The organism is Sphingomonas sp. PP-F2F-A104-K0414 (genome assembly GCF_004340945.1).
Taxonomy (GTDB): Bacteria; Pseudomonadota; Alphaproteobacteria; order Sphingomonadales; family Sphingomonadaceae; genus Sphingomonas.
Genome location: NZ_SLYD01000007.1, coordinates 208,006 through 230,474, shown reverse-complemented (window position 1 = coordinate 230,474; position 22,469 = coordinate 208,006). Strand labels below are relative to the sequence as shown.

Here is a 22,469-nt window from a genome sequence, read left to right as displayed (position 1 = left end):
ATGTCAAAGAGCCGACAAAAATACCGACACTCGCATAACCCCTCCCGTAGAAGAAGCTTGCAGCATCTGGTTTTTTGCGACCACCGCGGTAACCACTAAGGCACTCCGCTGCGGTGACACCCCTCTAGGCGGGGTTCATAGAACCGTCAAACGCTTTTTTACAGTTTCGGGTCGGTTTTTGGAAAATTGGCCGGCGAGCGCTCAGTGGGCTTCGTGCCCGCACCAACGGGTCGTCGGAGATACAGAACGGACCCAAACCTAAGGCCAGCTCGGCGAACCGTACGCAATGAGCAGTTAGCGCCGCCGAGCGGCTCCACTGACTTGGGTGACGATTGCCGTCGACATGAACGACCAGTGCCGAACGCAACGATTGGGTTTCGCTCTCCGCTTCCGGCTTTGATGGAAACCGCGCGCAATCCCGTATCAACAGGTCGAGCGAACGAGACCCTCGGAGTAGCGGTCGATACTGCTGCCTAACGATGCTTTCGATCGTTCGCATGCGACACCTCTTCCGACAACGATCGCCCTGCCCCCGCTCACAGTAGACAATGATAGCGCTCTCTTTACTGTGTCCGCCAAGAACACGACACAGGGAGAGCGAGCATGAGTCGCATAACGAGCGTAACCGCCAGAGGCCTGTACGCGCGCGTCCCGTTTACCCGGATCGGCATGGTTGCCGCGCTGCTGATGGCGGCGCCCGTTTCTGCCCAGAACGACAAGATGGTGCCGATCGCAGCCCCTGCACAGTCGGACGCGGTCCAACTTGGGACCGGCAAGTTGCCCCGGTCAACCGCACCCGAAGCATGGCATAGTCAATATGGCAGCGTCTTCGTCCGCAACGTCACATTTGCCACGTTGACACCATTCCTGCCCGATCCGGCCATCGCGACCGGCACCGCCGTGATTGTTGCCCCGGGCGGTGGGTTCAAGACACTATCGATGCAGAACGAAGGGTGGGACGTTGCCCGTGCGCTGGCCGCCCAGGGCGTGGCGGCGTTCGTCCTGAAATATCGGCTGAACCCGACTCCGGTCGCGATGCCGGCATTCGAGCGATCGATGGCCGAGATGTTCGCCCCCGGCCGGCAGCCGCCCCGCGCCCAGCCCGATGCGATGATCGCGGGCCTGGCGCCGCAGATTGCCGACGCGCGCGCCGCCTTTGCTTTGGTCCGGCAACGATCCGGCGAATGGCATGTCGACCCATCGCGCATCGGCATGATCGGCTTTTCCGCCGGGGCGATGCTGACGATGGCCACCACGATTGCCGGCGGCGATGCAAAGCCCGCGTTCATCGGCAATATCTATGGTCCGCTGGCAGCAATGACGGTGCCAGCCGACGCGCCGCCGATGTTTGTCGCTCTGGCCGCCGACGATCCGTTCTTCGGCGCCGGCAAGTTCGAACTGATCGAGAGCTGGCGCGCGGCAAAACGTCCGGTCGAATTCCATCTGTTCGAACAGGGTGGCCATGGCTTCGGCATGTACCCAAAGCCTACCACGAGTACGGGATGGTTCGAGGAATTCACCCGCTGGATGGCCATGCACGGCCTTCTTACACGAACGCGGTGATACTCTGCGGACCGGCACGCCGCTGGACTGCGTAGGATCCTCCGAATCATTATCGGGTCGGCAGTCGCGCACATCCTTCAACGGATGGGATCTAGTCGCCGCAGGGTGGGCCGCAGTGCCATCGTCGATCACATCGGGATCGCGCCCACCGTGATCGAAATTGAGGCAGCATTTGGCACCGCGACGATCAATGCCCTGGGCCGTTCTCCCTCGCCACGGCGCTCGCGACCCTAGAAGCGGCTCCTCACCAACACCACCGGCCCCTCGGCCTCTCCGGCCGATGCCCATATCCGGGCGTGATACTGGCGTCCCGCACGAGTGCGGCTGTGGTCATATTGACGATCAGCTTCAGCAATACCCCACGCAACACGCATTGGAGGCTCACTCTTACAATACGCCAGACTGAACTAGCTTATAACACAGACACGCGATGCCTAGTTATTGTGCGATGCAACAGAGGTTGCGTACAAATGAGGCATACCTGTGATGCCCGCACTCACATTTGTGTCCTTTTCGCTACAGTGCGAAGTAAATTACAATTGGCAGTATGTTACGGCTTTACACAAACATAACCTGCCGTTCATCTTCTCGTCATGTTCACCACTGACGGGCACCGCTCGATCCTTGGTGGGCGACTGAACTCGGAAAAAATCCGGTTCACCAGGGGGACATCGAATGATCACCATCACCAATACGTTGCGCGGCGGCGCTGCACTGCGCGCCTTGGCGCTGCTAGGCGCAGGCATCGCGACAGTACCGATCCTTACGGTGCCGACGACAGCGCAGGATTTCACCAACGTGACCGCGACCGGGCGCGTTGTCGACGCCGCCGGCAAGGGTGTTGCCAAGGCCAAGGTGACCGTGACGTCGAACGCTCAGGGTTTCACGCGCACCGCGACCACCGATAACAGCGGGTCCTACCGCGTTCCGGCGCTTCCGCAGGGCACCTATACGTTCACGATCGAAGCCCCCGAGTTTGCGACCTTCACCGATCCCAATGTCAACCTGACCCAGTCCACCGCCGGTAACGAGTTCCAGCTCGCCGCCGTGAGTGCCAGCGATAACGGCGAAATCATCGTCAAGGGGCGCCGCGTCCAGGTTTCGGATTTCGATCGCACCACCACCGGCGCGGTCATCCCGATCGGCGAACTCGCCAGCCGCGTCCCAGTCGCCCGCGATCTGACCTCGGTCATCCTCCTCGCACCGGGCACCGCCGCGGGTGACAGCGCATTCGGCAACCTCGCCTCGGTGTCGGGTTCGTCCGTCTCGGAGAACATCTTCTTCGTCAACGGGCTGAACATCACCGAATTCCGCAAGGGCCTCGGCGCCGTCGGGGTACCGTTCGAGTTCTACAACACGATCGAGGTCAAGAACGGCTCTATTCCTGCCGAATTTGGGCGCTTTACCGGCGGCTTCGTCAACGCCACGACAAAGTCCGGCGGCAATGATTTCCATGGCGGCATGCTGTTCAGCTACGAGCCGAACCAGCTGCGCGAGGATGCGCCGAATACGCTCGGCAACTACAACAAGCAGGACGACCAGACCCGTCTGCAGACCAATTTCTATCTGTCGGGCCCGATCATCAAGGATCACCTGTTCTTCTATGGCCTGGCACAGTTCAACGACAATTCGCGCGGGGACACGTTCCTCACCTCCAGCGTGGCGACGGCGGTAACCGGAAGCACCGGACTACGTCGTGAAAACCAGTCGACCCGGTCGCCGTTCTTCGGTGGTAAGATCGACGCGATCATCACCGATGGCCAACGCCTCGAATTCACCTATTTCGATTCGTCGCAGAAGACGACGACCAACAGCTATGGGCTCCTCGATTCGAACGGCCGGACTTACAACACGGTTCGCGCCGCCAACCCGAGCACCGGCGCCCCGGTTATCAGCGCGTATCAGAACACCGTTGTCGAGCGCCTCGGTGGCGAGAATTACGTCGGGCGCTACACGGGCCAGTTCACCAACTGGCTGACGCTGTCGGCGGCCTACGGCAAGAACAAGAACCAGGACATCAGCGGGTCGGCCGACGATGCCTATCCGTTCATCAGCGATACGCGGCCGGGCGGCGGCGTGACCGGCAACCCGCTGAACGCCATCGGTACGTCGAGCGACGAGCGTGAATTTTATCGCGGCGATGTCGAGCTATATTTCAATCTGCTCGGCAAGCATCACATCAAGGGCGGGTACGACCGTGAAAACCTGACCTCGGATACGACCAGCAGCTACACGGGCAACGTCGCCTACACCTATATTCTCGCGCAGGCCGGTGATCCGTTCGCCCCCGCCGGCACGCAATATGTCTCGGCCCGCACGTTCGTGAATGGCGGCATCTTCAAGTCGAAGAACGAGGCCTTCTATATCCAGGATGCATGGTCGTTGTTCGACAACCGGCTGACGCTGAACCTCGGCGTCCGCAACGATCGGTTCGAGAACAAGAACGTCAACGGCGACACCTATTTCAAGTCCGGCAACCAGTGGGCGCCGCGCTTGAGCTTCTCCGGCGATCCGCTCGGCGATGGCCTGACGAAGGTCTATGGTTTCTACGGGCGGTATTTCCTACCGGTGCCAGCCAACACCAACATCCGTCTCGCCGGTGCGGAACTGGATTACACCCGCTATAACGTCCTGAACGGCGTCGGCGATCGGGGATTGCCCAATATCGGCTCGGCGCTTTTGTATGCAGGGGGATCGGCATGCCCCGATACGGGCATCCTGAACTGCGACATTACAGGTGATGGCACCGCTACGCCGACCGATGCAACGGTGTCGCAGAACCTCAAGCCACAGTCGGTCGATGAATTCGTCCTGGGCGTCGAGCGTAATCTCGGCGGCGGCGTACGCGTCGGCATGTTCGGCCAGTATCGCAAGCTGAACGAGTCGCTCGAAGACGTCGCGATCGATGCAGCGGTCAACCAATATTGCGTCGACAACAACATCGGCGGCGTCGGCGAGGCGGCTCGAACGGCATGTTCGTCGATCTATAGCGGCTTCCATCAATATGTGCTGACCAACCCCGGCGCCGCGGCGACGATCCAGTTGTCCGACGTCCTGCCGGGCGAAACCACCGTCCGCACGATCGACTTTACCGGCGAACAACTCGGCTATCCGAAGGCACGCCGTACCTACAAGGCCGTGACGGTCACGTTCGACCGAGACTTCGATGGCGTCTGGAGCCTGAACGGCTCGTACACCTACTCGAAGAACAAAGGGAACATCGAGGGTGGCATCCGTTCGGACAATGGCCAGGAAGACTCCGGCCTGACCACCGCATTCGATCAGCCCGGCCTCACCAACGGCGCCTATGGCTATCTGCCCACCGACAATCGCCACAAGTTCAAGCTGTACGGGTCCTACGCACCAACACCTTGGCTGACGCTGGGTGCCAATTTCTCGGCACAATCGCCGCGGCGGTTCGGTTGCATCGGTCGCGTGCCCACCAACGTCGATGCCTTTGCAGGGGCGTACGGTGCAGCGGGCTTCTATTGCAACGTCAACTCGGACGGCTCGATCCGCACCACGCCATTTGCCGCGGGTGAAGCCGTACCGGATCGTCAGCTGACCCCGCGCGGTTCTGTCATCAAGTCGGATTGGCAGACCACGACGAACATCACCGCGGCGATCAAGGTGCCGTCCGATCTGTTCAGCGGCACGTTCCGTATCGACGTTTTCAACGTGTTCAACGAGAAGGCGGCATTGGACGTCCAGGAACTGGGAACGCAGGCGAACGGTGCGCCCCGCGTCGATTTCGGCACGCCGCTCAGCTATCAGGCGCCGCGTTACATTCGCTTCCAGCTCGGTTTCGACTTCTAGATCGACGATCGATCACGCGACGGAAAAGGGAGTCGGCCTCGGCCGGCTCCTTTTCTGCGTAGGGCAGATATCAATTGCTGGAGGTGTTTTGCCGATGGTCACTACCGCCGATTTCGTCGCTGCGCTCAATCGTCGCGATTGGGGTGCCGCGGTCGATGCCGCCAACGGCCTGCTCGCTGCCAATGCTGCGCTGGGTGATCAATGGCAGGCAGTCGCACGGTTCGCGGTGCGCGTCGCCGAGTGGCCGCTAGCGATCGCCGCGATGCGCCGTTTCGTTGCGCGGAAGCCGGATGATCTCGAGCGGATGCTCCAACTCGCCGACATTCTCGCCAATGCCGGGCGCATCGCGGATGCGATCAGTTTGCTTGCCCCGCTGGTGACCACAGCCCCCCAAGACGCAAGACTGCATCATCTGATGGGAACCGCCTATCTTCAGTTGGGCGACACCGAACAGGGACTGCATCATCTGCACGCCGCCGCCCGCATCTGGCCCGCGTCCGGCATGACCTGGCTTGCGATCGCAAATGCCCGGCGGTTGACGGTTCAGGATCCGGCATGGGCACCCTTGATGGCAGCCGATCGCGCCACCCAAGGCACCCTACCCGCGGCCCGTGGTGCCTATCTCTATGCAGCGGGCAAAGCCTGGGACGATGTCGGCGATCATGACCGGGCGTTCGCGGCGTTCGAACAAGGTGCCAGGCTGCTGAGGCAAGAACGGGCGTGGGATCCCGAACCCGACGAAGTCGAGGCGCGCGCGCTGGTCGGCTCGCTCGATAAGGCATGGCTGGATCGTGCCGCATTGCCCGATCAGGCGTCGACCGGGCCGATATTCGTAACCGGCCTGCCGCGCTCCGGCACGACGCTGATCGACCAGATCCTGGCAAGTCACTCCCGAGTGACGAGCGGCGGGGAGCTTAACCTGCTCGAGATCGCCATGGGCGACGCGGGAGGCACCAGTGCCGAGCGCATCCGGCACCGTTTCCTGGCAAATCCGACCCCCGAACAGGCCTGGGGTCGGATCGGACCAGCGTACGCCCATCTGACGCAACAGCGCGGCATCGAAGGGACGCGTTTCGTCGACAAAAGCCTTGATACGAGCCGATATGCGGGCCTGATCCGCGTTGCGATGCCGGACGCGCGCATCGTGTGGGTTCGCCGCGATCCGATCGATACCGCCTGGTCATGCTTCCGAACCTTTTTCAGCCAAGGGCTAGGCTGGACGTTCAGCCTGGACATGATCGGACGCCACTTCGCCGTCGAGGACATGCTGTTCGATCATTGGCGTAGCACGCTCGGCACTCGTCTGCTGGTCGCGCCGTATGAAGCGCTGGTGGAGGACATCGCCGCCTGGGTGCCGCGGATTGCCGCCCATGTCGGGCTCGCCTTCGAACCCGCGATGCTCGATTTTCATCGATTGAAGCGCCCGGTCGCGACCGCCAGCGTCGCGCAAGTCCGCGAGCCGCTGTATCGACGCGCGATCGGGGCCGCAGTCCCCTACGCAGCGCGGATGACGCCATTCGTCGAAGCCTATGAGCGATCTCGCGCCGCGTTGGCGGCAGTATCGTGATCGCGAGCATCCGCCCACGCCAGATCCCGCCGCACGACCGCCTATTGGCGAAAAACCGATCCGTTCGCTGGGTTTATGCGCCCGCCGGTTGATCCGGCCGGCGTCATGATCACTTCAGCTCGAGCATCACCACCGACATGGGCGGCAGCGTTACCGCGAGCGTTCCACCACGCAATTGCGCGCCGTTGAACGCCGTCGGCGCGACCGCGTTGGGCGCGTCGAAGGTGTTGTGCGCGGTCATCGCCGGCGCGGTCAACACCTGACCGGTGACGGTTTGCGCGGTGACGCCGGGCAGCGCCGCGGAGACGCTCGTCGCCTTGTTCGGATCGAGATTGGCGAGCGCGATCCGCACCACGCCGTCCTTGCCGCGGACGGCCGACGCGCTGACCGACGGCATCGTCCACTGGTCCTTATTGTACCAGGGCGACTTGATGTCGATCGGCAGGACCGTGCCGTCCATGTACGGCTTGTACATCGCGAACACGTGATAGGTCGGCGTCAGCACCATCTTGGCGCCGTCGGTCAGGATCATCGCCTGCAGCACGTTCACCATCTGCGCGATTGCGGTCATCTTCACGCGATCGGCATGCTTGGCAAAGATGTTGAGGTTGATCGCGGTCACCATCGCATCGCGCAACGTGTTCTGCTGGCGCAGGAAGCCGGGGTTGGTGCCGGGATCGGGCGCATACCAGGTGCCCCATTCGTCGACAGCCAGCCACACCTTCTTCTGCGGGTCGTATTTGTCCATCACCGCGCTGTGCTTGGTGAGCATCTCGTCCATCTTCAGCGTCTCGGCGAGCACGTGCGCCCACTCCTCCTCGCCGAACACGGTTGCCGACAGCTTGTGTTCCCAAGGCGCGGCCACCGTGTAGTAATGCATCGACAGCGCATCGACCTGGTCGCCGGCCTCGCGCATCATCGTCTCGGTCCACGCATAGTCGGCCGAGTTCGCCCCACTCGCGATCTTTGTGACCTTCGTGCCCGCCGGCGCCTTGATGAAGGTGGCGTAGCGCCGCGTCACGTCGGCGGCATATTCCGCGCGCATGTTGCCGCCACAGCCCCACAGTTCGTTGCCGATCCCGAAGAACGGCACCGCCCACGGCGCCTTGTGGCCGTTCTTCGCGCGCTCGTCCGCCAGTGTGCCAGCGGGCGAGGTCATATATTCGACCCACTCCGCCATTTCCTGCGGCGTGCCGTTGCCGACATTGCCGGAGATATACGCCTGCGCGCCGATCTGGCCGACCAGATCCATGAACTCGTGCGTACCTACCGCGTTGGGTTCGGTCACGCCGCCCCAGTTGGTGTTGATCTTGACCGGACGCTTGGCCTTGGCGCCGATCCCCTCGCGCCAGTGATATTCGTCGGCGAAACAGCCGCCCGGCCAACGCACCGCCGGTACCGCGATCCCGCGGAGCGCGGTGACGACATCGGTGCGGAAGCCGCGGACGTTGGGGATCTTCGACTTCTCGCCGACCCACAGCCCACTATAAACGCCGGTGCCGAGATGCTCAGCAAACTGCGTGAAGATGTGGCGGTCATAGGTCGGGCCGGGCGTGTCGGCGTGGACGGTCACGGTTGCCGCCGCCGACATTGGCGCGTCCGCTGGCGCTGAGGTCTGTGGGGCGGTCTGTGCGGCACCGATGCCTGCGGTCGACAGCAGCAGCGCGGCAGCGAGGCCCTTGAGAGTCCGGGTCATTTTTGCCTCAATCATCGAAAGCCTCCACGGATGTGCGGGTGCCGCGCAGGAATGCGTCGGCGACGAGTGTGAACGGGGTCGTATCGACTTCGCTTCGGCCGCCGCGGATCAGCGAGGCGAAGCGGGTGTAGAGGCCGGGATATTCCTCGTCGTCGTTATGCACCGTGCCGCTCGGCAGGGTGAGCACCGCGCCGCCCTTGGCGAGGCTGAGCGTACCGGCGTCGGTCTCGACGGTGATGTCCCAGCTCTGCGGGCCGGTCTGGCGCCAATCGAGATCCATGCTGATCGGCGTACCCGCAGCGCTGCGGAAGGTCAGGTCGGCGGCGATCGGCGCGGCGCGGTTGGCGGGCGTCGACAGCGTCGCGGCGGTCAGGAAGAAGGGCTGCGGCAGGATTTCGGTCGCGATCGACAGCGCGTTGATGCCGGGATCGAACACGCCGAGCCCGCCCGGCTCCCAGATCCACGCCTGCCCCGGATGCCAGACGCGAACGTCCTCGCGCCAGACGATCGACACGCGCTCGATCTTACGCTCGGCGAGCCAGGCCTTGGCCGGCGCGACCCCCGCTGCGAACCGCGAATGCCAGCCGGCGAACAGCGTCGTTCCCGTCTCGGCAGCCTGGGCTTCGAGTGCATCGACCTCCGCCAGCGTCGCGCCGGGCGGCTTTTCGAGGAAGACGTGCACGCGCTTAGCGAGCGCCATGGAGGCCAACTCGTAGCGCACCTGTGGCGGCGTGCAGAGCGCGATCGCGTCGATCGCCGGACCATCGGCGAGCAACGCCTCCAGCGATTTGAAGTTGACGACACCCTCGACGCCCGGATCGCGCGGGCTGACGCTGGCGACGAACGCGAAATCGGCGTTTCCGGCGATCGAGGGTAGATGCTGGTCGCGGGCAATCTTGCCCATGCCGACGACTGCGATCTTGATAGCAGCCACGATCAGAGCGCCTTCACGACGACGGGCTGCGGCGCGGCCTTGGTCAGCGTGTTGCGCAAAGGCAGCGTGAACGGCGCCGCCTCGATCTCGAACACATCTCCTTCACGCGTCGTCACGCCGTCAGCGAACGACAGCGTGGCTGTGCCGAAGAAATGGACGTGGACGTCGCCCGGACGGCGGAACAGATCATATTTGAAATGATGCGCCTCGAGGTTGGCAATGCTGTGCGACATGTTCGCCTCGCCCGACAGGAACGGCTTTTCCCACAACAGCGCGCCGTCGCGGTGGATGCGGCTCGCACCCTCGATATGCTGAGGCGGCGTACCGACCAGCAGCTCGGGCCCTAGCGACGCCTGGCGCAACTTCGAATGCGCGAGCCAGAGATAGTTGTGACGCTCGGTGACGTGATCGCTGAACTCGTTGGCGAGACACAGACCAAGGCGGAACGGCGTGCCGTCGGGACCGATCAGGTAGATCCCGGCAAGCTCGGGCTCCTCGCCGCCATCCTCGGCGAAGTCGGGCATCGTCAGTGGCGCGCCGGGTGCGACGAGACCCGAGCCATCGCCCTTGTAGAACCATTCGGGCTGCTGGCCGCGCGTCCCCGCTGCTGGCTTTCCACCCTCGACGCCTTCGAGGAACATCCGCATCGAATCGGTCTGCTTTTCGGCATCCGCGGCGGCGCGGTGCATCTTGTCGCGCCCCTCGGCCGAGCCGAGATGCGTCAGGCCGGTGCCGGTCATGATCAGGTGCGCGGAATCGACATGATCGATCGGCGAGGTGAGGCGACCCGCGGCGAGTTCGGATGCGATGTCGACGCTGTCGCCCGTCCCGCAGGCGGCGACTGCGCCGGCGAGATCGGTGCCAGCTGCGATCGCGCGCTCGGCCAGCGCGCGGACGCTGTCGACCCCGGTGACGAACGCCGCACCGTCATCGGTTCCGGCGATCACCGATCGCGTGCCATCGACGCCAACATGCTGCAACAGGCGCAAAGTCATCACTCTACTCTCCTAAGCGGGACGCCGTTACGACGGTTCGTCCCCGATATTTCGATTCAGTTGGCGGGAACGCCGTCGATGAGCCGCGGTGCGGTGGTGCCGTCACCGCCATGGAGAATTGCACGCGCGACCTCGCCACCGGTCGGCCAGCCGTTCGCGAGGATCCGCCCGGCGGTCGCCGCGTGGACGTGCGCATTCTCGTTGCTGTCGGACATAGCGCCCCTCCCCTATACTCGGACATATTAGCCCCGTTTGGCTTTTGCAATCTTTGTCGTTCCTTGATCGGGGCCGGGCTGTTACGTCTGGCGCTGGGAGCGGGCACGATGACGACAACTGACGGTGTGGACAGTGTTGAAGATGGCGCTGGGATCAGTTCTGGGACCGACGACGTCATCACGCCGCGCGTCGGGCGAGGAACGGGACGCCGGTTGCACGGGGCGGTCGCGCACAAGCTGGGCACCGCGATCCTGTCGGGTGAGTATGCGCCCGGCGATACCTTGTCGGGCGAGGTCGAGTTCTCGAAGACGCTCGACGTCTCGCGCAGCGCCTACCGCGAAGCGGTGCAGGTCCTGACCGCCAAAGGACTGGTCGAAAGCCGTCCGAAGATCGGCACCCGCGTCCTGCCGCGCAGCCGGTGGAACCTGCTCGATCCCGACGTGCTCGCCTGGGCGTTTGCCGGCGAACCCGACATCGCGTTCGTCCGTGGGCTGTTCGAATTGCGCGCGATCGTCGAGCCGGCGGCCGCCGCGCTCGCAGCCGAGCGCCGCGACCGAACCGACCTCAAGCTCATGAAGGATGCGTTGGCGGCGATGCGGCGGCTGACGCTGGCGACCGAAGCCGGTCGCGCTGCCGATCGCGAGTTCCACCATGCCATACTGACCGCGACGCGCAACGATGCGTTGATCGTGTTGAGCGCGAGCATCGGCGCCGCGGTCAACTGGACCACCCAGTTCAAGATGCGCGCGCGCGCCCTGCCCCGCAATCCGATCCCCGATCACATGCTGGTCTATGATGCGATCGCTGCAGGCGATGCTGCCGGCGCCAGCGCGGCGATGCGGACGCTGGTCGATCTGGCACTGGAGGATACGAAGCTGGCGATGGCGCGCTGACACGCGCCGTCGCTCGGGGTCTCTTACCCGTGCATCCCCGCTACGCTGCCGGTCACCCGCAGACCGTATGATAGGAACTTGTCGGACTAGACGTCACCGGCAGCCCAATATCGGCGCGATGCCCCCTTGCCGCCGTGCCGCGCTTCGGCAAGCATGGCGCAACGGGGGAGATGACCATGAAAAAAATACGTCTGATCGGTCTGGCAACGACAGTCTCGGTGGCTAGCGCACTGGCCGCATCGATGGCTATCGCGATACCCGCATGGGGTCAGGCCAAGCCATCGCCGACAACCTATATCCAGGCGGGAACGCTGCTCGATCGACCAGGCCAGGCGCCGCGGGGCAACAGCACGATCATCGTTCGCGACGGCAAGGTCGTCGATGTGCGCGATGGCTTTGTCACGCCCGAACCGGGCGCAACGCTGGTCGATCTGCGGACGGCGTTCGTGCTCCCGGGGCTGGTCGACATGCACGTTCATCTCTGGGGTATCGGCGGCGATCCGATGCGGGCGCGGCTCGAGGCGCTCAACCGCGATCGGTTCGACGACGAGATGACCGCCGTCGCCAACGCCCGGACGACATTGGCCGCAGGCTTCACGTCGGTCCGCGATCTCGGCGGCGACCCGCGCGGCATTCGCGCGCTGCGTGATGCGATCGACGCCGGCACGGTCGAGGGGCCGAGCATCACCAACGCCGGCGAGATGATCTCGGTGACCGGCGGGCATGGCGATGGCGGCAACGGGCTCGCCGAGGAGTTCGCCGACATGGTCCATGCCAGGGAGGTGAACCTGTGCGATGGTCCCGACGATTGTCGCCGCGCCGTGCGGGCACAGGTTGCGCTGGGCGCGCGCGTGATCAAATTCGCCGCGACCGGGGGTGTCTTGTCCAACGTCAGCGGCGGACTGGGCCGGGCGATGACACCGGAGGAAATGCGCGCGATTATCGAGACCGCGCATGCGCTCGGCCGCAAGGTCGCCGCGCATAGTCATGCTGCCGAGGGGACCCGGTCGGCGCTGGAAGCCGGCGTCGATTCGATCGAGCACGGCACGTTCCTCGACGACGAGACGATCCGGCTGTTCAAGACGAAGGGTGCGTATCTGGTGCCGACCGAGATCGCGCCGGTCGCCGCGCTCGCACAGGCGCGCGGCGGCGCATTGCCGCCTGCCACGATCGTCAAGGCCGAGGCCGCCGCCGCCGCCATGGCCGCGAGCCACCGCCGCGCCTATGCGGCCGGGGTCAAGATCGCGTTCGGGACCGATACCGGTGTCTCCAAGCATGGCGACAACGCGACCGAGTTCACGCTGATGGTAAAGAACGGCCTCACCCCGACACAGGCGATCGCGGCAGCCACCGTCGGCGCCGCCGACCTGCTCGGTCGCGACGATATCGGCACGCTCACGCCCGGCAAGACGGCGGATATCATCGCCGTGGCGACCTCGCCGCTGAACGACGTCGCGCAGCTCGAACACGTGACGTTCGTCATGCACCGTGGCGTCGTCGCAAAGCCGGCGATCGGAAGCCTTCGCTAGCATGTAGGCCACGCTGCACCCCGGCGCGGGTTACACCGCGCCACCGATCAGCCGACCGATCAGCGCGGTCACCGCCATCGCGAACGCACCCCAGAACGTGACGCGTACCAACCCGCGCCAGACGACCGCCGCACCGGTCTTCGCGCCGACAGCGCCGAGCACGGCAAGAAACAGCAAGGATCCCGCTGCAACCGCCCTGACAAGCGAGGTGGACGGAACCACGAACACGGTCAGCAACGGCAGCGCCGCACCGACCGTGAAGCTCGCCGCCGACGCGAACGCCGCCTGGACCGGACGCGCCCGCGCACCCGGCGTGATGTCCAGCTCGTCGCGGGCGTGCGCGCCGAGCGCATCCTTCGCCATCAACTGTGCCGCCACCGTTTCCGCGGTGGCGTCATCCACCCCGCGGGCGGCGTAGAGCGCGGCGAGTTCGGCCAATTCGCCGCGCGGGTCATCCGTCAGTTCGCGCCGTTCGCGCGCGAGTTCGGCGGTCTCGGTATCGGCCTGCGCACTGACCGAGACATATTCGCCCGCCGCCATCGACATCGCACCCGCGACCAGACCGGCCGTTCCCGCGATGACGATGGCAGCAACCTGACCACCGGCCGCCGCGACGCCAATGATCAGGCTCGCGGTCGAGACGATCCCGTCATTGGCGCCGAGCACCGCTGCGCGCAGCCAGCCGATCCGATCGGTGACGTGGCGTTCGCGGTGCGACGACAGCGCGCGCACTCAGGCGATCTCGAGCATGTTCTCGACCTTCACCGCGCCCGGCGCCGCCCAGGCGGTGCGCTCGGCGACTATCCGATCGTGCGGGGAGTCGACCGATCCGGTGAGCCGCACCGTGCCGCCATCGACCGACACCTTGATCGTGTCGCCGTCGAAGAACCATGACCGGTGCAGCGCGGTGCGGATGTCGTTACTGACGTCGGTGACGTCGACTCGCGATTTCAGCACGATGTGGTTGATCACGCCGACCACGCCCGCAAGCGTCCGCACCGCCGCCTCGGCCGCATCCTTCTGGAAATGCCAGCGCACCTCGCCGCGCAGGCTCACCCAGCCGTCCTCGACCTGCGCCTTGACGCTGTCGTGCGGCACGGTCGTATCCCAGGAGAGCCGCTCGACGATCGCGCTGGCGATCGCCTCGTCGCCGCGCTTGAAGCGGTCCTCCAGCTGCACCTCGATCTCCTCGGCGACCGCCTTGACGCCGTCGACGCGCGCAGCGGCGCGTTCGGCGGCATATTTCGCCGCATAGCTGCCGGCGTGGCCGCTGAGCGTGACGACGCCATTGTTCGCGGTGACGCCGATATGCCCGGCGGGTACGCTCGGATCCCAGTTGAGTTCGGCGAGCACGGCTTTCTGCAATCTTGCGTCGTGGGACATGACAGGCTCCTGAGAACAGCGCGGAAAAGGCCCGAGCCGATGATCGCGAGCCTATCGATATGGCCGATCACCGACAGCGTCGGGAACTACGCATGCCGCCCGACTGCGTACTTCCCGATCCTTTCCCGCATCCTCCCAAACGCCGAAAGCTCGGCGAAAGAGGGAGACCGCGCATGACCTATTCGACCCTGATGGTGCATCTCGATGGCGGCCGTCCCAACGCCGCCCTGCTCGACGTCGCCGCGACCCTCGCCGACCAGTACGATGCCGCGGTGATCGGCATCGCCGCCTGCCAGCCGGTCCAGATCGGCACGTGCGACGGCTATCTCGGTGGCGAATATGCGGTGATCGAGCGCGATATCGTCGCCGGCGAACTCGCCCGCGCGAAGACCGAGTTTCACGCGCACGAACGGCTCGCGCGGCATGTGCTCGACTGGCGCTCGATCCCGACGCTCGTCAACGTCGCGCATGTCGTCGCCGAGCATGCGCGGTCCGCCGATCTCGTCATCACCAGCGCCGGGCCGGGCTTCGCCGACCTCGCGACGCACGCCGACACCGGCGACCTGATCCTGCGCGCCGGCCGCCCGATACTGGTCGTTCCTGATGGCGCCACCACCGCGCGCTTCGCGACCATCCTGGTCGCGTGGACCGACACGCGCGAATGCCGCCGCGCGATCGCCGATGCGCTGCCGATGCTCCAGGCCGCGGACCGCGTCGTGATCGTCGAAGTCTCAATCGACGCGATCGAGGCGCGGAAGCCGATCGACGATGTCGCTGCCTGGCTCGCGCGCCACGGCGTCGACGCGGACAAGATCGTCGCGCGGATGAAGCACACCAGCATCGACACGCTCGCCACAATCGCCGACGAGATCGAGGCCGACCTCGTCGTCGCGGGCGCCTATGGCCACAGCCGGATCCGCGAATGGGCGTTCGGCGGCGTCACCCGCGACCTGCTGCTGCGCGACCGGCGCTGCACGTTGCTGTCGCACTGAGCCATGACGGGCCACGCGATCCGCAAGTATTTCGGCCCGGTCGTAACCGCAAACCGAAGGATAGTCGTCGGCGGCACGATCCTGTCGATCGTCGCGATCATCGAAGGACTATTAGCATATAGCGGATCCTTGGCTTAACATGCGTCATGTTCCGAACGCGGGCGTCGAAGTCTTGCCCCCCGACGGATCGGATCAGTGTGTCGAACAAGGCCCGCGTCTCGATGATTTGCCTTTGCGCCCCCCGAGCCACCGCACCGCCCGCATGATCGCGTCGCAGTCGCCGCACGAGACCGACCCCCAGGCGGTGGCGCGCGGCGATGCGATGCTGGCGGAGGAACTCGGGCTGCTGATCGACGGCGCGACCACCTACGCAATCTACATGCTCGACCGCAGCGGCCGCGTCACGATCTGGAACCGCGGTGCGGAACGGATCAAGGGCTGGGCCGAGGCGGAGATCATCGGCCGCGATTTCGCGATCTTCTACCCCGCCGACGATATCGCCGCAGGCAAACCCGCCGCCGACCTCGCCCGCGCGCACTGCGATGGCCGGGTCGAGGAAGAAAGCTGGCGGGTCCGCAAGGACGGCTCCGAATTCCTCGCGCACGTCACGATCACCGCGCTCCACGACGACGCCGGCGCGCTGCGCGGGTTCGGCAAGGTGATCCGCGACATCACGCATGAAAAGGCCGCCGAGGCCGCGATCGTGCGGCGCGAACATCACCTCCGCTCGATTCTCAACACCGTTCCCGACGCGATGATCGTGATGAACGAGAACGGCATCGTCGCCTCGTTCAGCGCCGCCGCCGAACTCGTCTTCGGCTATGCGGCGAGCGAAGTGATCGGCCAGAACGTCGCGATGCTGATGCCGCAGACCGAGGCGCGCGACCACGATGCGCACCTCCGGAAGTACCGCCAAACCGGCGAGCGCCACGTGATCGGTAATGTCCGCCTCGAACGCGCGATGCGCAAAGGCGGCGAGACGTTCCCGATCGAACTCGCGGTCGGCGAGGCGTCGATCGGCGGCGAACGGATCTTCACGGGCTTCATCCGCGATCTCACCAACCGCCACGCGACCGAACGCCGGTTGCAGGAACTCCAGTCTGAGCTCATCCACGTCTCCCGCGTCAGCGCGATGGGGACGATGGCGTCGACGCTGGCGCACGAGATCAACCAACCGCTGACCGCGATCGCCAACTACCTCGAAGCGACGCACGCGATGATCGCCGACGGCGACGATCCGGTACTGGCCCCGCTCCTGGCCGACGTCGCGGAAGCGCTGGAACTGGCGGCGGCACAGTCGCTCAGGGCCGGCACGATCGTCCGCCGGCTGCGCGCGTTCGTCGATGGCGGCGATACCGGGTTCCGCGACGAAGCGCTCGACCTGCTCGTCGAGGAAGCGACCAGTCTCGGTCTGCTCGGCGCGCACGAGGCGGGCATCACTGTCGTCAACAGGGCATCGCCAAGCCCGGCCCTGGTCCGCGTCGACCGCATCCAGATCCAGCAGGTACTGGTCAACCTCATCCGCAACGCGATCCAGTCGATGGCCGCCTCGCCGATCCGGACGCTATCGATCGCCACCGCGTCCGAGCGCGAGGGGTGGATGCAGATCACCGTCGCCGACACCGGCACGGGCATCGACACCGACGTCCGCGCGCGCCTGTTCGAAGCGTTCGCCACCACCAAGGAGGACGGCATGGGGCTCGGCCTGTCGATCTGCCGGACGATCGTCGAGGCGCATGGCGGGCGGATCTGGGCGGACGGCGTGCCGAGCGGCGGCACCGCGTTCCACTTCACCGTACCGCTCGCCACGCTTCAGGAAGGCGACACCGATGTCTGATCCACTCCGCACAGTGCACATCGTCGACGACGACGAAGCGATCCGGCAGTCGGTCGGCTTCCTGTTGCGCAAGGCGGGCTATGCCGTCGAAACCTATCCCACCGGCACGCACTTCCTGAAAGCCGTCACGCGCGAAACGCGCGGCTGCGTGCTGCTCGACGTCCGGATGCCCGATCTCGACGGGTTCGCGGTGCAGGCGCGCTTGGCGCAGACCGGCATCACGCTGCCCGTGATCATGCTGACCGGCCACGGCGACGTGACGCTCGCGGTCCGCGCGATCAAGGCCGGCGCGATCGAGTTTCTCGAAAAGCCGTTCGAACGCAGTGCCTTGCTCGCAGCGATCGAAACCGCGCTCGCCCACGCCGCCCGGTCCGACCGCGAACACCTCGCCGCCGCCGACGCGCTCGTCCGGCTCGCTGCACTCACCCCGCGCGAGCGCGACGTGCTCGACGGGATGGTGCTCGGCCGCCCCAACAAGCTGATCGCCTACGACCTCGCCATCGCCACCCGCACCGTCGAAGTCCACCGCGCAAATCTGATGGAGAAACTCGCCGCGCGCAGCCTGTCGGACGTCCTGCGCATCGCGTTTTCGGCGGGCCTTGGCGAGACCGCCGAACCCGCCTGACGCCCTCGTCTTCTACGTACAGACACGGCGACGGAGGGGTGTCATCGAAGGTCAGGACAAGGATATTCGATGACCGACCACCCGATCCAATCCCCTGCCCCACCCCATTTCGGAATCGGCGTTTCGCTGGTCGACGGCGACCCGGTGATACGCCGCGCGCGGCAGATCATGCTGCTATCCGAACGCTACGACGTCCGTTCCTACGCGACCGGCGCGGCACTGCTTGCCGATCCCCGCTCGCGCGACGTCCCCTGCATCGTCGTCGATGTCGCATGCGGAGTCGATGGTGATGGGGGCAGCGGCATGGAGACGCTCCACGCCATGCGCGCATCGGGCTGGCGGGGGAAGGCGATCCTGCTCGATGGTACCGTCCCGCCGCCCGCGCTGATCCACGCCGCCGAACGCCACGGCGACCGCATCCTCGACCGCACCACCGGCGACGCCCCCCTCCTCACCGCGATCGCCGCCTCGATCGACCGCGGCTGGTCCACCTGGAATGCCGAAGGGTGAGACGACGGAAAGGCGGTGGGATGCCCACCGGCCTTTCCTTGCTTCACGTCAAGACGCACGTCGCTCGCGCACTAGCAGGCGAGCTTTAGCGTCAGGCGAGGCCGGGCCGTCACCTTGCGCAGCGTCGGTGGCGTCACCGCGCGCTCGACACGCAACACACGCCGCGGGATCGCAGCCACCGGTTCGGCGATCAAGCACGGCAGCGTGGCAGCGAGTGCCGCCAGCGTCTCGCCATACAGACGGGCAAGCGTTTCATGCGCGACCCGCGCGCACGGCCCCGCAGCGGCATCGGCCATCGCTCGCGTGGCGTTGAGGCGGCGCTGGAAATAGAGCATCTCGGTATGGATAGCGTTCATGGCGAAGTCCCCGCCGGCTCGTCCTCGCTGCCGCACGATGCGGGTGTCGAAGGGCTGATCCGTATCAAGACAGTAGCGCGGGCAAGCGAAGGCGTCGGGACTCGGAAAGCACGTACTTCGCGGTATTCGTCAGCCCAGCGCGGCGGCGTGGAACGCGATCCGCGCATCCTCCTGCGACGGCATTATGCGGATATCGAGCTCTGCCACCCAGGCAAGACCCGCGCGGATCGCCCGACCGGTCGCCGCATCGTTCTCGCCGATGCCGCCGGTCAGCACGACCCTGTCCACACCGCCGAGTGAGACAATCATCGCCGCGATTTGCTTGCACACCGACCTTTCGAACATCCGGATTGCGAGGTCGGCGTCACCCGTCGCGGCAGCCCGCAGTATCCGCATGTCACCCGACAGTCCCGATACGCCAGCCATCCCCGATGCGTGATCGACCAGCGTCGCCAGCGCGCTACCGTCCAGTCCGGTCTCACGCAGGAGATACAGCAGCACGCCCGGATCGAGATCGCCCGTCCGCGTCGCCATCATCACGCCGCCAGACGGGGTCAGCCCCATGCTGGTGTCGATCGATCGGCCATCGCGCACTGCGGTCACGCTCGCGCCATTGCCGAGATGCGCGATCACCAGCCGCGCGGGGATTTTGTCACCGAGCTGATAGACGATCGACTCGCAGGAGAGGCCGTGGAAGCCGTATCGCCGGACGCCGCCGGCCCGGTATTCCTTGGCGATCGGCAATGTCTTCGCAACGTCCGGCATCCCCGCATGGAACGCCGTGTCGAAGCACGCGACTTGCGGCACCCCCGGATAGCGCGCACCCGCGGCCCGGATCAGCGCCAGCGACGCCGGCCCATGCAAAGGCGCGAACGCGCACGCCGCCTCCAGATCCGCCATCATCGCAGCGTCGATCCGGCAATGCGCGTCGCGGTGCGGGCCACCATGGACGATCCGGTGGCCGATCACAGTCGGCGTCGGCCCTGCATGCAACGCCGTCTCGATCGTGTCGAAGAACCGCGCGTGATCGTCGCCATGATGCTCGGCCGTCTCGATCGTCCCGCCGACCAGCAGGACCGGCTCGGTGTCCACCGCGTACAGCCCGTATTTCAGCGACGACGATCCGCTATTGAGCGCCAGAACTACCGCGCCCCCCTCTATCGCGACCATTGCCAGTCGCGCACCTCCGGCAGATCGTCGCCCTGCTCGGCGATGTACAACTTGTGCCGCTCCATCGTCGTCCAATACCGCGCCGTCTCGCGCGGCACATGGTCGCGGAAGCGCGGGATCCGCTCGATCGCGTCGAGCGCAAGCCGGTACCGGTCGAGATCGTTCAGCACGACCATGTCGAACGGCGTCGTCGTCGTCCCCATTTCCTTATACCCGCGGACATGGATATTCGCGTGATTGGCGCGCCGATAGGTCAGCTTGTGGATCATCGCCGGATAGCCGTGGAACGCAAAGATCACCGGCGTGTCCTTCGTGAACAGCGCATCGAACTCGCGCTCGTCGAGCCCGTGAAGATGTTCCGACCGCGGCTGCAGGCTCATCAGGTCGACCACGTTCACCACCCGGATGCGAATGTCCGGCACGTACTCCCTCAACAGCGTCACCGCCGCGAGCGTCTCCAGCGTCGGCACGTCGCCCGCACACGCCATCACTACGTCCGGGTCTGCATCGTCGCCCGCCCAGTCCCAGATCCCAGCGCCCGCGGTACAATGCCGCACCGCCGCGTCGATCCCGAGCCATTGCCACTCCGGCTGCTTCCCCGCGACGATCACGTTCACATAGCCGCGACTGCGCAGGCAGTGGTCGCCGACCGACAACAGGCAGTTCGCATCGGGCGGCAGATAGATCCGCGCGACGTCCGCGGTCTTGTTCGCGACGTGATCGATGAACCCCGGATCCTGATGCGACAGCCCGTTGTGGTCCTGCCGCCAGACATGCGAGGTCAGCAGGTAATTGAGCGACGCGATCGGCCGCCGCCACGGGATCGTCCTGGTCGTCTTCAGCCACTTGGCATGCTGGTTGACCATCGAGTCGACGATGTGGACGAACGCCTCGTAACACGAGAACAGCCCGTGCCGCCCGGTCAACAGATACCCTTCGAGCCAGCCCTGACACAGATGCTCGCTCAGCACCTCCATCACGCGGCCGTCGGGCCCGAGATGCTCGTCGACCGCCTCGATCTCCGCCATCCAAACTTTCCCCGACACGTCGTACACGTCGGCCAGCCGGTTCGACGCGGTCTCGTCCGGCCCGAACAGCCGGAAGTTCACCGTCGGCAGGTTGAGCTTCATTACGTCGCGTAGATACCGCCCGAGCACTCGCGTCGCCTCCGCCTTCACCTTGCCCGGCGCGTCCACCGGCACCGCAAAACCCCGGAAATCGGGCAGTGACAGCGGCACCATCAACTCGCCGCCGTTAGCATGCGGGTTCGATCCCATCCGCCGATGCCCGGTCGGTGCGAGCGATGCGTATTCCTCCAGGAACTTGCCGTTCGCGTCGAACAACTCCTCCGGCCGATAACTCCGCATCCACGCTTCGAGCTGACGCAGATGCTCGGGATCCTTGAAGTCCGCGATCGGCACCTGGTGCGCGCGCCAGGTGCCCTCGACCGGCTTGCCGTCGACGAACTTCGGCCCGGTCCAGCCTTTCGGCGTGCGGAACACGATCATCGGCCAACGCGGTCGCTCGGGCGTAACGCCCTCGATCCGCGCCGCCGCCTGGATCGCCTGGATCTTCGCCAGTGCCTTGTCGAGCGCCGCGGCGAGCTGTTGGTGGACCGCCGCCGGATCACTGCCGCCGACATAATAGGGCTCATGTCCATAGCCGCGCAGCAACGCGTCGAGCTCATGCCCATCGATCCGCGCGAGGATCGTCGGGTTGGCGATCTTGAAGCCGTTGAGATGCAGGATCGGCAGCACCGCGCCATCGCGCGCGGGGTTGAGGAACTTGTTCGAATGCCAGCTCGCCGCCAGCGCGCCCGTCTCGGCCTCGCCGTCGCCGACCACGCACGCGACGATCAGGTCCAGATTGTCGAACGCCGCGCCATACGCATGCGCCAGCGAATAGCCGAGCTCGCCGCCTTCGTGGATAGACCCCGGCGTCTCGGGTGCGACATGGCTCGGGATGCCACCCGGCCACGAGAACTGCCGGAACAGCCGGTGCATGCCGCTCCGGCTCCGCTCGATCGCGGGATAGCGCTCGGTGTACGAACCCTCCAGATAGGTGTTGGCCACCAGCCCCGGGCCGCCATGCCCCGGCCCGATGATATTGATCATGTCGAGATCATGCGCGACGATCAGCCGGTTGAGATGGACGTACAGGAAATTCAGCCCCGGCGTCGTACCCCAGTGGCCGAGCAGCCGCGGCTTCACGTCGGCGATCGTCAGCGGCCGATCGAGCAACGCATTGTCACGCAGATAGATCTGCCCGACCGACAGATAGTTCGCCGCCCGCCAATAGGCATCCATCCGCCGCAACACGTCGGGGGACAGCGGATGTGTCTTGGTCGGCGCCGCAACGGACGATGGCATCGCTAATACGGTCATGCT

At 65.5% G+C, this 22,469-nt stretch carries 19 protein-coding genes; 10 read left to right on the top strand and 9 right to left on the bottom strand.

The features are described from left to right. The first annotated feature begins 603 nt into the window (after positions 1-603). The 3 genes from C8J46_RS17155 (at position 604) to C8J46_RS17145 (ending at position 6,946) form a co-directional block, all read left to right on the top strand. A complete protein-coding gene (locus C8J46_RS17155) occupies positions 604-1,563 on the top strand; it encodes an alpha/beta hydrolase (RefSeq protein ID WP_132741649.1) in 960 nt (319 codons plus the stop codon). A gap of 675 nt (positions 1,564-2,238) precedes the next feature. Further along, on the top strand, positions 2,239-5,379 hold the full coding sequence (locus C8J46_RS17150) for a TonB-dependent receptor (RefSeq protein WP_132741647.1): 3,141 nt from the start codon (positions 2,239-2,241) through the stop codon (positions 5,377-5,379). 94 nt (positions 5,380-5,473) lie between these two features. Next, positions 5,474-6,946: a sulfotransferase gene (locus C8J46_RS17145; RefSeq protein WP_132741645.1), complete on the top strand. Its 1,473-nt coding sequence runs from the start codon at positions 5,474-5,476 to the stop codon at positions 6,944-6,946. A gap of 109 nt (positions 6,947-7,055) precedes the next feature. Here the strand turns inward: C8J46_RS17145 and C8J46_RS17140 are convergent, their stop codons facing one another. From C8J46_RS17140 to C8J46_RS20930, 4 genes are read right to left on the bottom strand one after another with little or no spacing between them, the layout of a single operon-like run. Beyond that, on the bottom strand, positions 7,056-8,642 hold the full coding sequence (locus C8J46_RS17140) for an alpha-L-arabinofuranosidase C-terminal domain-containing protein (RefSeq protein ID WP_132741643.1): 1,587 nt from the start codon (positions 8,640-8,642) through the stop codon (positions 7,056-7,058). A 7-nt stretch (positions 8,643-8,649) separates the two neighbouring features. Continuing rightward, positions 8,650-9,576 (bottom strand): Gfo/Idh/MocA family oxidoreductase, encoded by a 927-nt coding sequence (locus C8J46_RS17135; RefSeq protein ID WP_132741641.1) that lies wholly within the window; start codon positions 9,574-9,576, stop codon positions 8,650-8,652. A gap of 2 nt (positions 9,577-9,578) precedes the next feature. Then, positions 9,579-10,571 (bottom strand): AraD1 family protein, encoded by a 993-nt coding sequence (araD1, locus tag C8J46_RS17130; protein WP_132741714.1) that lies wholly within the window; start codon positions 10,569-10,571, stop codon positions 9,579-9,581. A 56-nt stretch (positions 10,572-10,627) separates the two neighbouring features. After that, positions 10,628-10,786, bottom strand: coding sequence for a hypothetical protein (locus C8J46_RS20930; RefSeq protein ID WP_165886606.1), 159 nt, complete (start codon positions 10,784-10,786; stop codon positions 10,628-10,630). Between the two features lie 108 nt (positions 10,787-10,894). Between C8J46_RS20930 and C8J46_RS17125 the strand changes: the two genes are divergently transcribed. Together C8J46_RS17125 and C8J46_RS17120 are read left to right on the top strand one after the other, a co-directional pair. Next, on the top strand, positions 10,895-11,680 hold the full coding sequence (locus C8J46_RS17125) for a FadR/GntR family transcriptional regulator (protein ID WP_132741639.1): 786 nt from the start codon (positions 10,895-10,897) through the stop codon (positions 11,678-11,680). A gap of 176 nt (positions 11,681-11,856) precedes the next feature. Further along, positions 11,857-13,209, top strand: a complete 1,353-nt coding sequence (locus tag C8J46_RS17120) for an amidohydrolase family protein (RefSeq protein WP_132741637.1) — start codon at positions 11,857-11,859, stop codon at positions 13,207-13,209. A 30-nt stretch (positions 13,210-13,239) separates the two neighbouring features. Here C8J46_RS17120 and C8J46_RS17115 read toward each other — a convergent pair whose 3' ends face one another. Both C8J46_RS17115 and C8J46_RS17110 read right to left on the bottom strand, forming a co-directional pair. Next, positions 13,240-13,941 (bottom strand): VIT family protein, encoded by a 702-nt coding sequence (locus C8J46_RS17115; RefSeq protein WP_132741635.1) that lies wholly within the window; start codon positions 13,939-13,941, stop codon positions 13,240-13,242. After that, positions 13,942-14,592 carry a BON domain-containing protein gene (locus C8J46_RS17110; RefSeq protein ID WP_132741633.1) on the bottom strand — a complete coding sequence of 217 codons (651 nt, stop codon included), beginning with the start codon at positions 14,590-14,592 and terminating at the stop codon, positions 13,942-13,944. It lies immediately after the preceding gene. A 173-nt stretch (positions 14,593-14,765) separates the two neighbouring features. On the opposite strand from C8J46_RS17110, the gene C8J46_RS17105 reads away from it, so the two are divergent. The 5 genes from C8J46_RS17105 to C8J46_RS17090 all read left to right on the top strand — a co-directional run bounded on the left by C8J46_RS17105 (position 14,766) and on the right by C8J46_RS17090 (position 18,556). After that, a complete protein-coding gene (locus tag C8J46_RS17105) occupies positions 14,766-15,584 on the top strand; it encodes a universal stress protein (RefSeq protein WP_132741631.1) in 819 nt (272 codons plus the stop codon). A 3-nt stretch (positions 15,585-15,587) separates the two neighbouring features. Further along, positions 15,588-15,722, top strand: a complete 135-nt coding sequence (locus C8J46_RS21425; protein ID WP_279388908.1) for a hypothetical protein — start codon at positions 15,588-15,590, stop codon at positions 15,720-15,722. A 124-nt stretch (positions 15,723-15,846) separates the two neighbouring features. Next, a complete protein-coding gene (locus tag C8J46_RS17100) occupies positions 15,847-17,421 on the top strand; it encodes a PAS domain S-box protein (RefSeq protein WP_165886605.1) in 1,575 nt (524 codons plus the stop codon). Next, positions 17,414-18,046 (top strand): response regulator, encoded by a 633-nt coding sequence (locus C8J46_RS17095; protein ID WP_132741629.1) that lies wholly within the window; start codon positions 17,414-17,416, stop codon positions 18,044-18,046. Before C8J46_RS17100 ends, C8J46_RS17095 begins: the two co-directional genes overlap by 8 nt. 69 nt (positions 18,047-18,115) lie before the next feature. After that, on the top strand, positions 18,116-18,556 hold the full coding sequence (locus tag C8J46_RS17090; RefSeq protein ID WP_132741627.1) for a hypothetical protein: 441 nt from the start codon (positions 18,116-18,118) through the stop codon (positions 18,554-18,556). A 71-nt stretch (positions 18,557-18,627) separates the two neighbouring features. Here C8J46_RS17090 and C8J46_RS17085 read toward each other — a convergent pair whose 3' ends face one another. The 3 genes from C8J46_RS17085 to C8J46_RS17075 form a co-directional block, all read right to left on the bottom strand. Then, positions 18,628-18,912: a hypothetical protein gene (locus tag C8J46_RS17085; protein ID WP_132741625.1), complete on the bottom strand. Its 285-nt coding sequence runs from the start codon at positions 18,910-18,912 to the stop codon at positions 18,628-18,630. Positions 18,913-19,041: 129 nt separating this feature from the next. Further along, positions 19,042-20,082: an acetate kinase gene (locus tag C8J46_RS17080; protein ID WP_132741623.1), complete on the bottom strand. Its 1,041-nt coding sequence runs from the start codon at positions 20,080-20,082 to the stop codon at positions 19,042-19,044. Further along, complete coding sequence (locus C8J46_RS17075; RefSeq protein ID WP_243643470.1) at positions 20,070-22,466, bottom strand: phosphoketolase family protein; 2,397 nt, start codon at positions 22,464-22,466, stop codon at positions 20,070-20,072. Before C8J46_RS17075 ends, C8J46_RS17080 begins: the two co-directional genes overlap by 13 nt. Positions 22,467-22,469 lie beyond the last annotated feature (3 nt).

Excerpts from the sequence above, each read along its gene's own strand:
- C8J46_RS17155 (WP_132741649.1), top strand. The coding sequence starts at position 604 with ATGAGTCGCATAACGAGCGTAACCGCCAGAGGCCTGTACGCGCGCGTC.
- C8J46_RS17150 (WP_132741647.1), top strand. The coding sequence starts at position 2,239 with ATGATCACCATCACCAATACGTTGCGCGGCGGCGCTGCACTGCGCGCC.
- C8J46_RS17145 (WP_132741645.1), top strand. The coding sequence starts at position 5,474 with ATGGTCACTACCGCCGATTTCGTCGCTGCGCTCAATCGTCGCGATTGG.
- C8J46_RS17140 (WP_132741643.1), bottom strand. The coding sequence starts at position 8,642 with ATGACCCGGACTCTCAAGGGCCTCGCTGCCGCGCTGCTGCTGTCGACC.
- araD1 (WP_132741714.1), bottom strand. The coding sequence starts at position 10,571 with ATGACTTTGCGCCTGTTGCAGCATGTTGGCGTCGATGGCACGCGATCG.
- C8J46_RS20930 (WP_165886606.1), bottom strand. The coding sequence starts at position 10,786 with ATGTCCGACAGCAACGAGAATGCGCACGTCCACGCGGCGACCGCCGGG.
- C8J46_RS17125 (WP_132741639.1), top strand. The coding sequence starts at position 10,895 with ATGACGACAACTGACGGTGTGGACAGTGTTGAAGATGGCGCTGGGATC.
- C8J46_RS17120 (WP_132741637.1), top strand. The coding sequence starts at position 11,857 with ATGAAAAAAATACGTCTGATCGGTCTGGCAACGACAGTCTCGGTGGCT.
- C8J46_RS17110 (WP_132741633.1), bottom strand. The coding sequence starts at position 14,592 with ATGTCCCACGACGCAAGATTGCAGAAAGCCGTGCTCGCCGAACTCAAC.
- C8J46_RS17105 (WP_132741631.1), top strand. The coding sequence starts at position 14,766 with ATGACCTATTCGACCCTGATGGTGCATCTCGATGGCGGCCGTCCCAAC.
- C8J46_RS21425 (WP_279388908.1), top strand. The coding sequence starts at position 15,588 with ATGACGGGCCACGCGATCCGCAAGTATTTCGGCCCGGTCGTAACCGCA.
- C8J46_RS17100 (WP_165886605.1), top strand. The coding sequence starts at position 15,847 with ATGATCGCGTCGCAGTCGCCGCACGAGACCGACCCCCAGGCGGTGGCG.
- C8J46_RS17095 (WP_132741629.1), top strand. The coding sequence starts at position 17,414 with ATGTCTGATCCACTCCGCACAGTGCACATCGTCGACGACGACGAAGCG.
- C8J46_RS17090 (WP_132741627.1), top strand. The coding sequence starts at position 18,116 with ATGACCGACCACCCGATCCAATCCCCTGCCCCACCCCATTTCGGAATC.
- C8J46_RS17085 (WP_132741625.1), bottom strand. The coding sequence starts at position 18,912 with ATGAACGCTATCCATACCGAGATGCTCTATTTCCAGCGCCGCCTCAAC.
- C8J46_RS17080 (WP_132741623.1), bottom strand. The coding sequence starts at position 20,082 with ATGGTCGCGATAGAGGGGGGCGCGGTAGTTCTGGCGCTCAATAGCGGA.
- C8J46_RS17075 (WP_243643470.1), bottom strand. The coding sequence starts at position 22,466 with ATGACCGTATTAGCGATGCCATCGTCCGTTGCGGCGCCGACCAAGACA.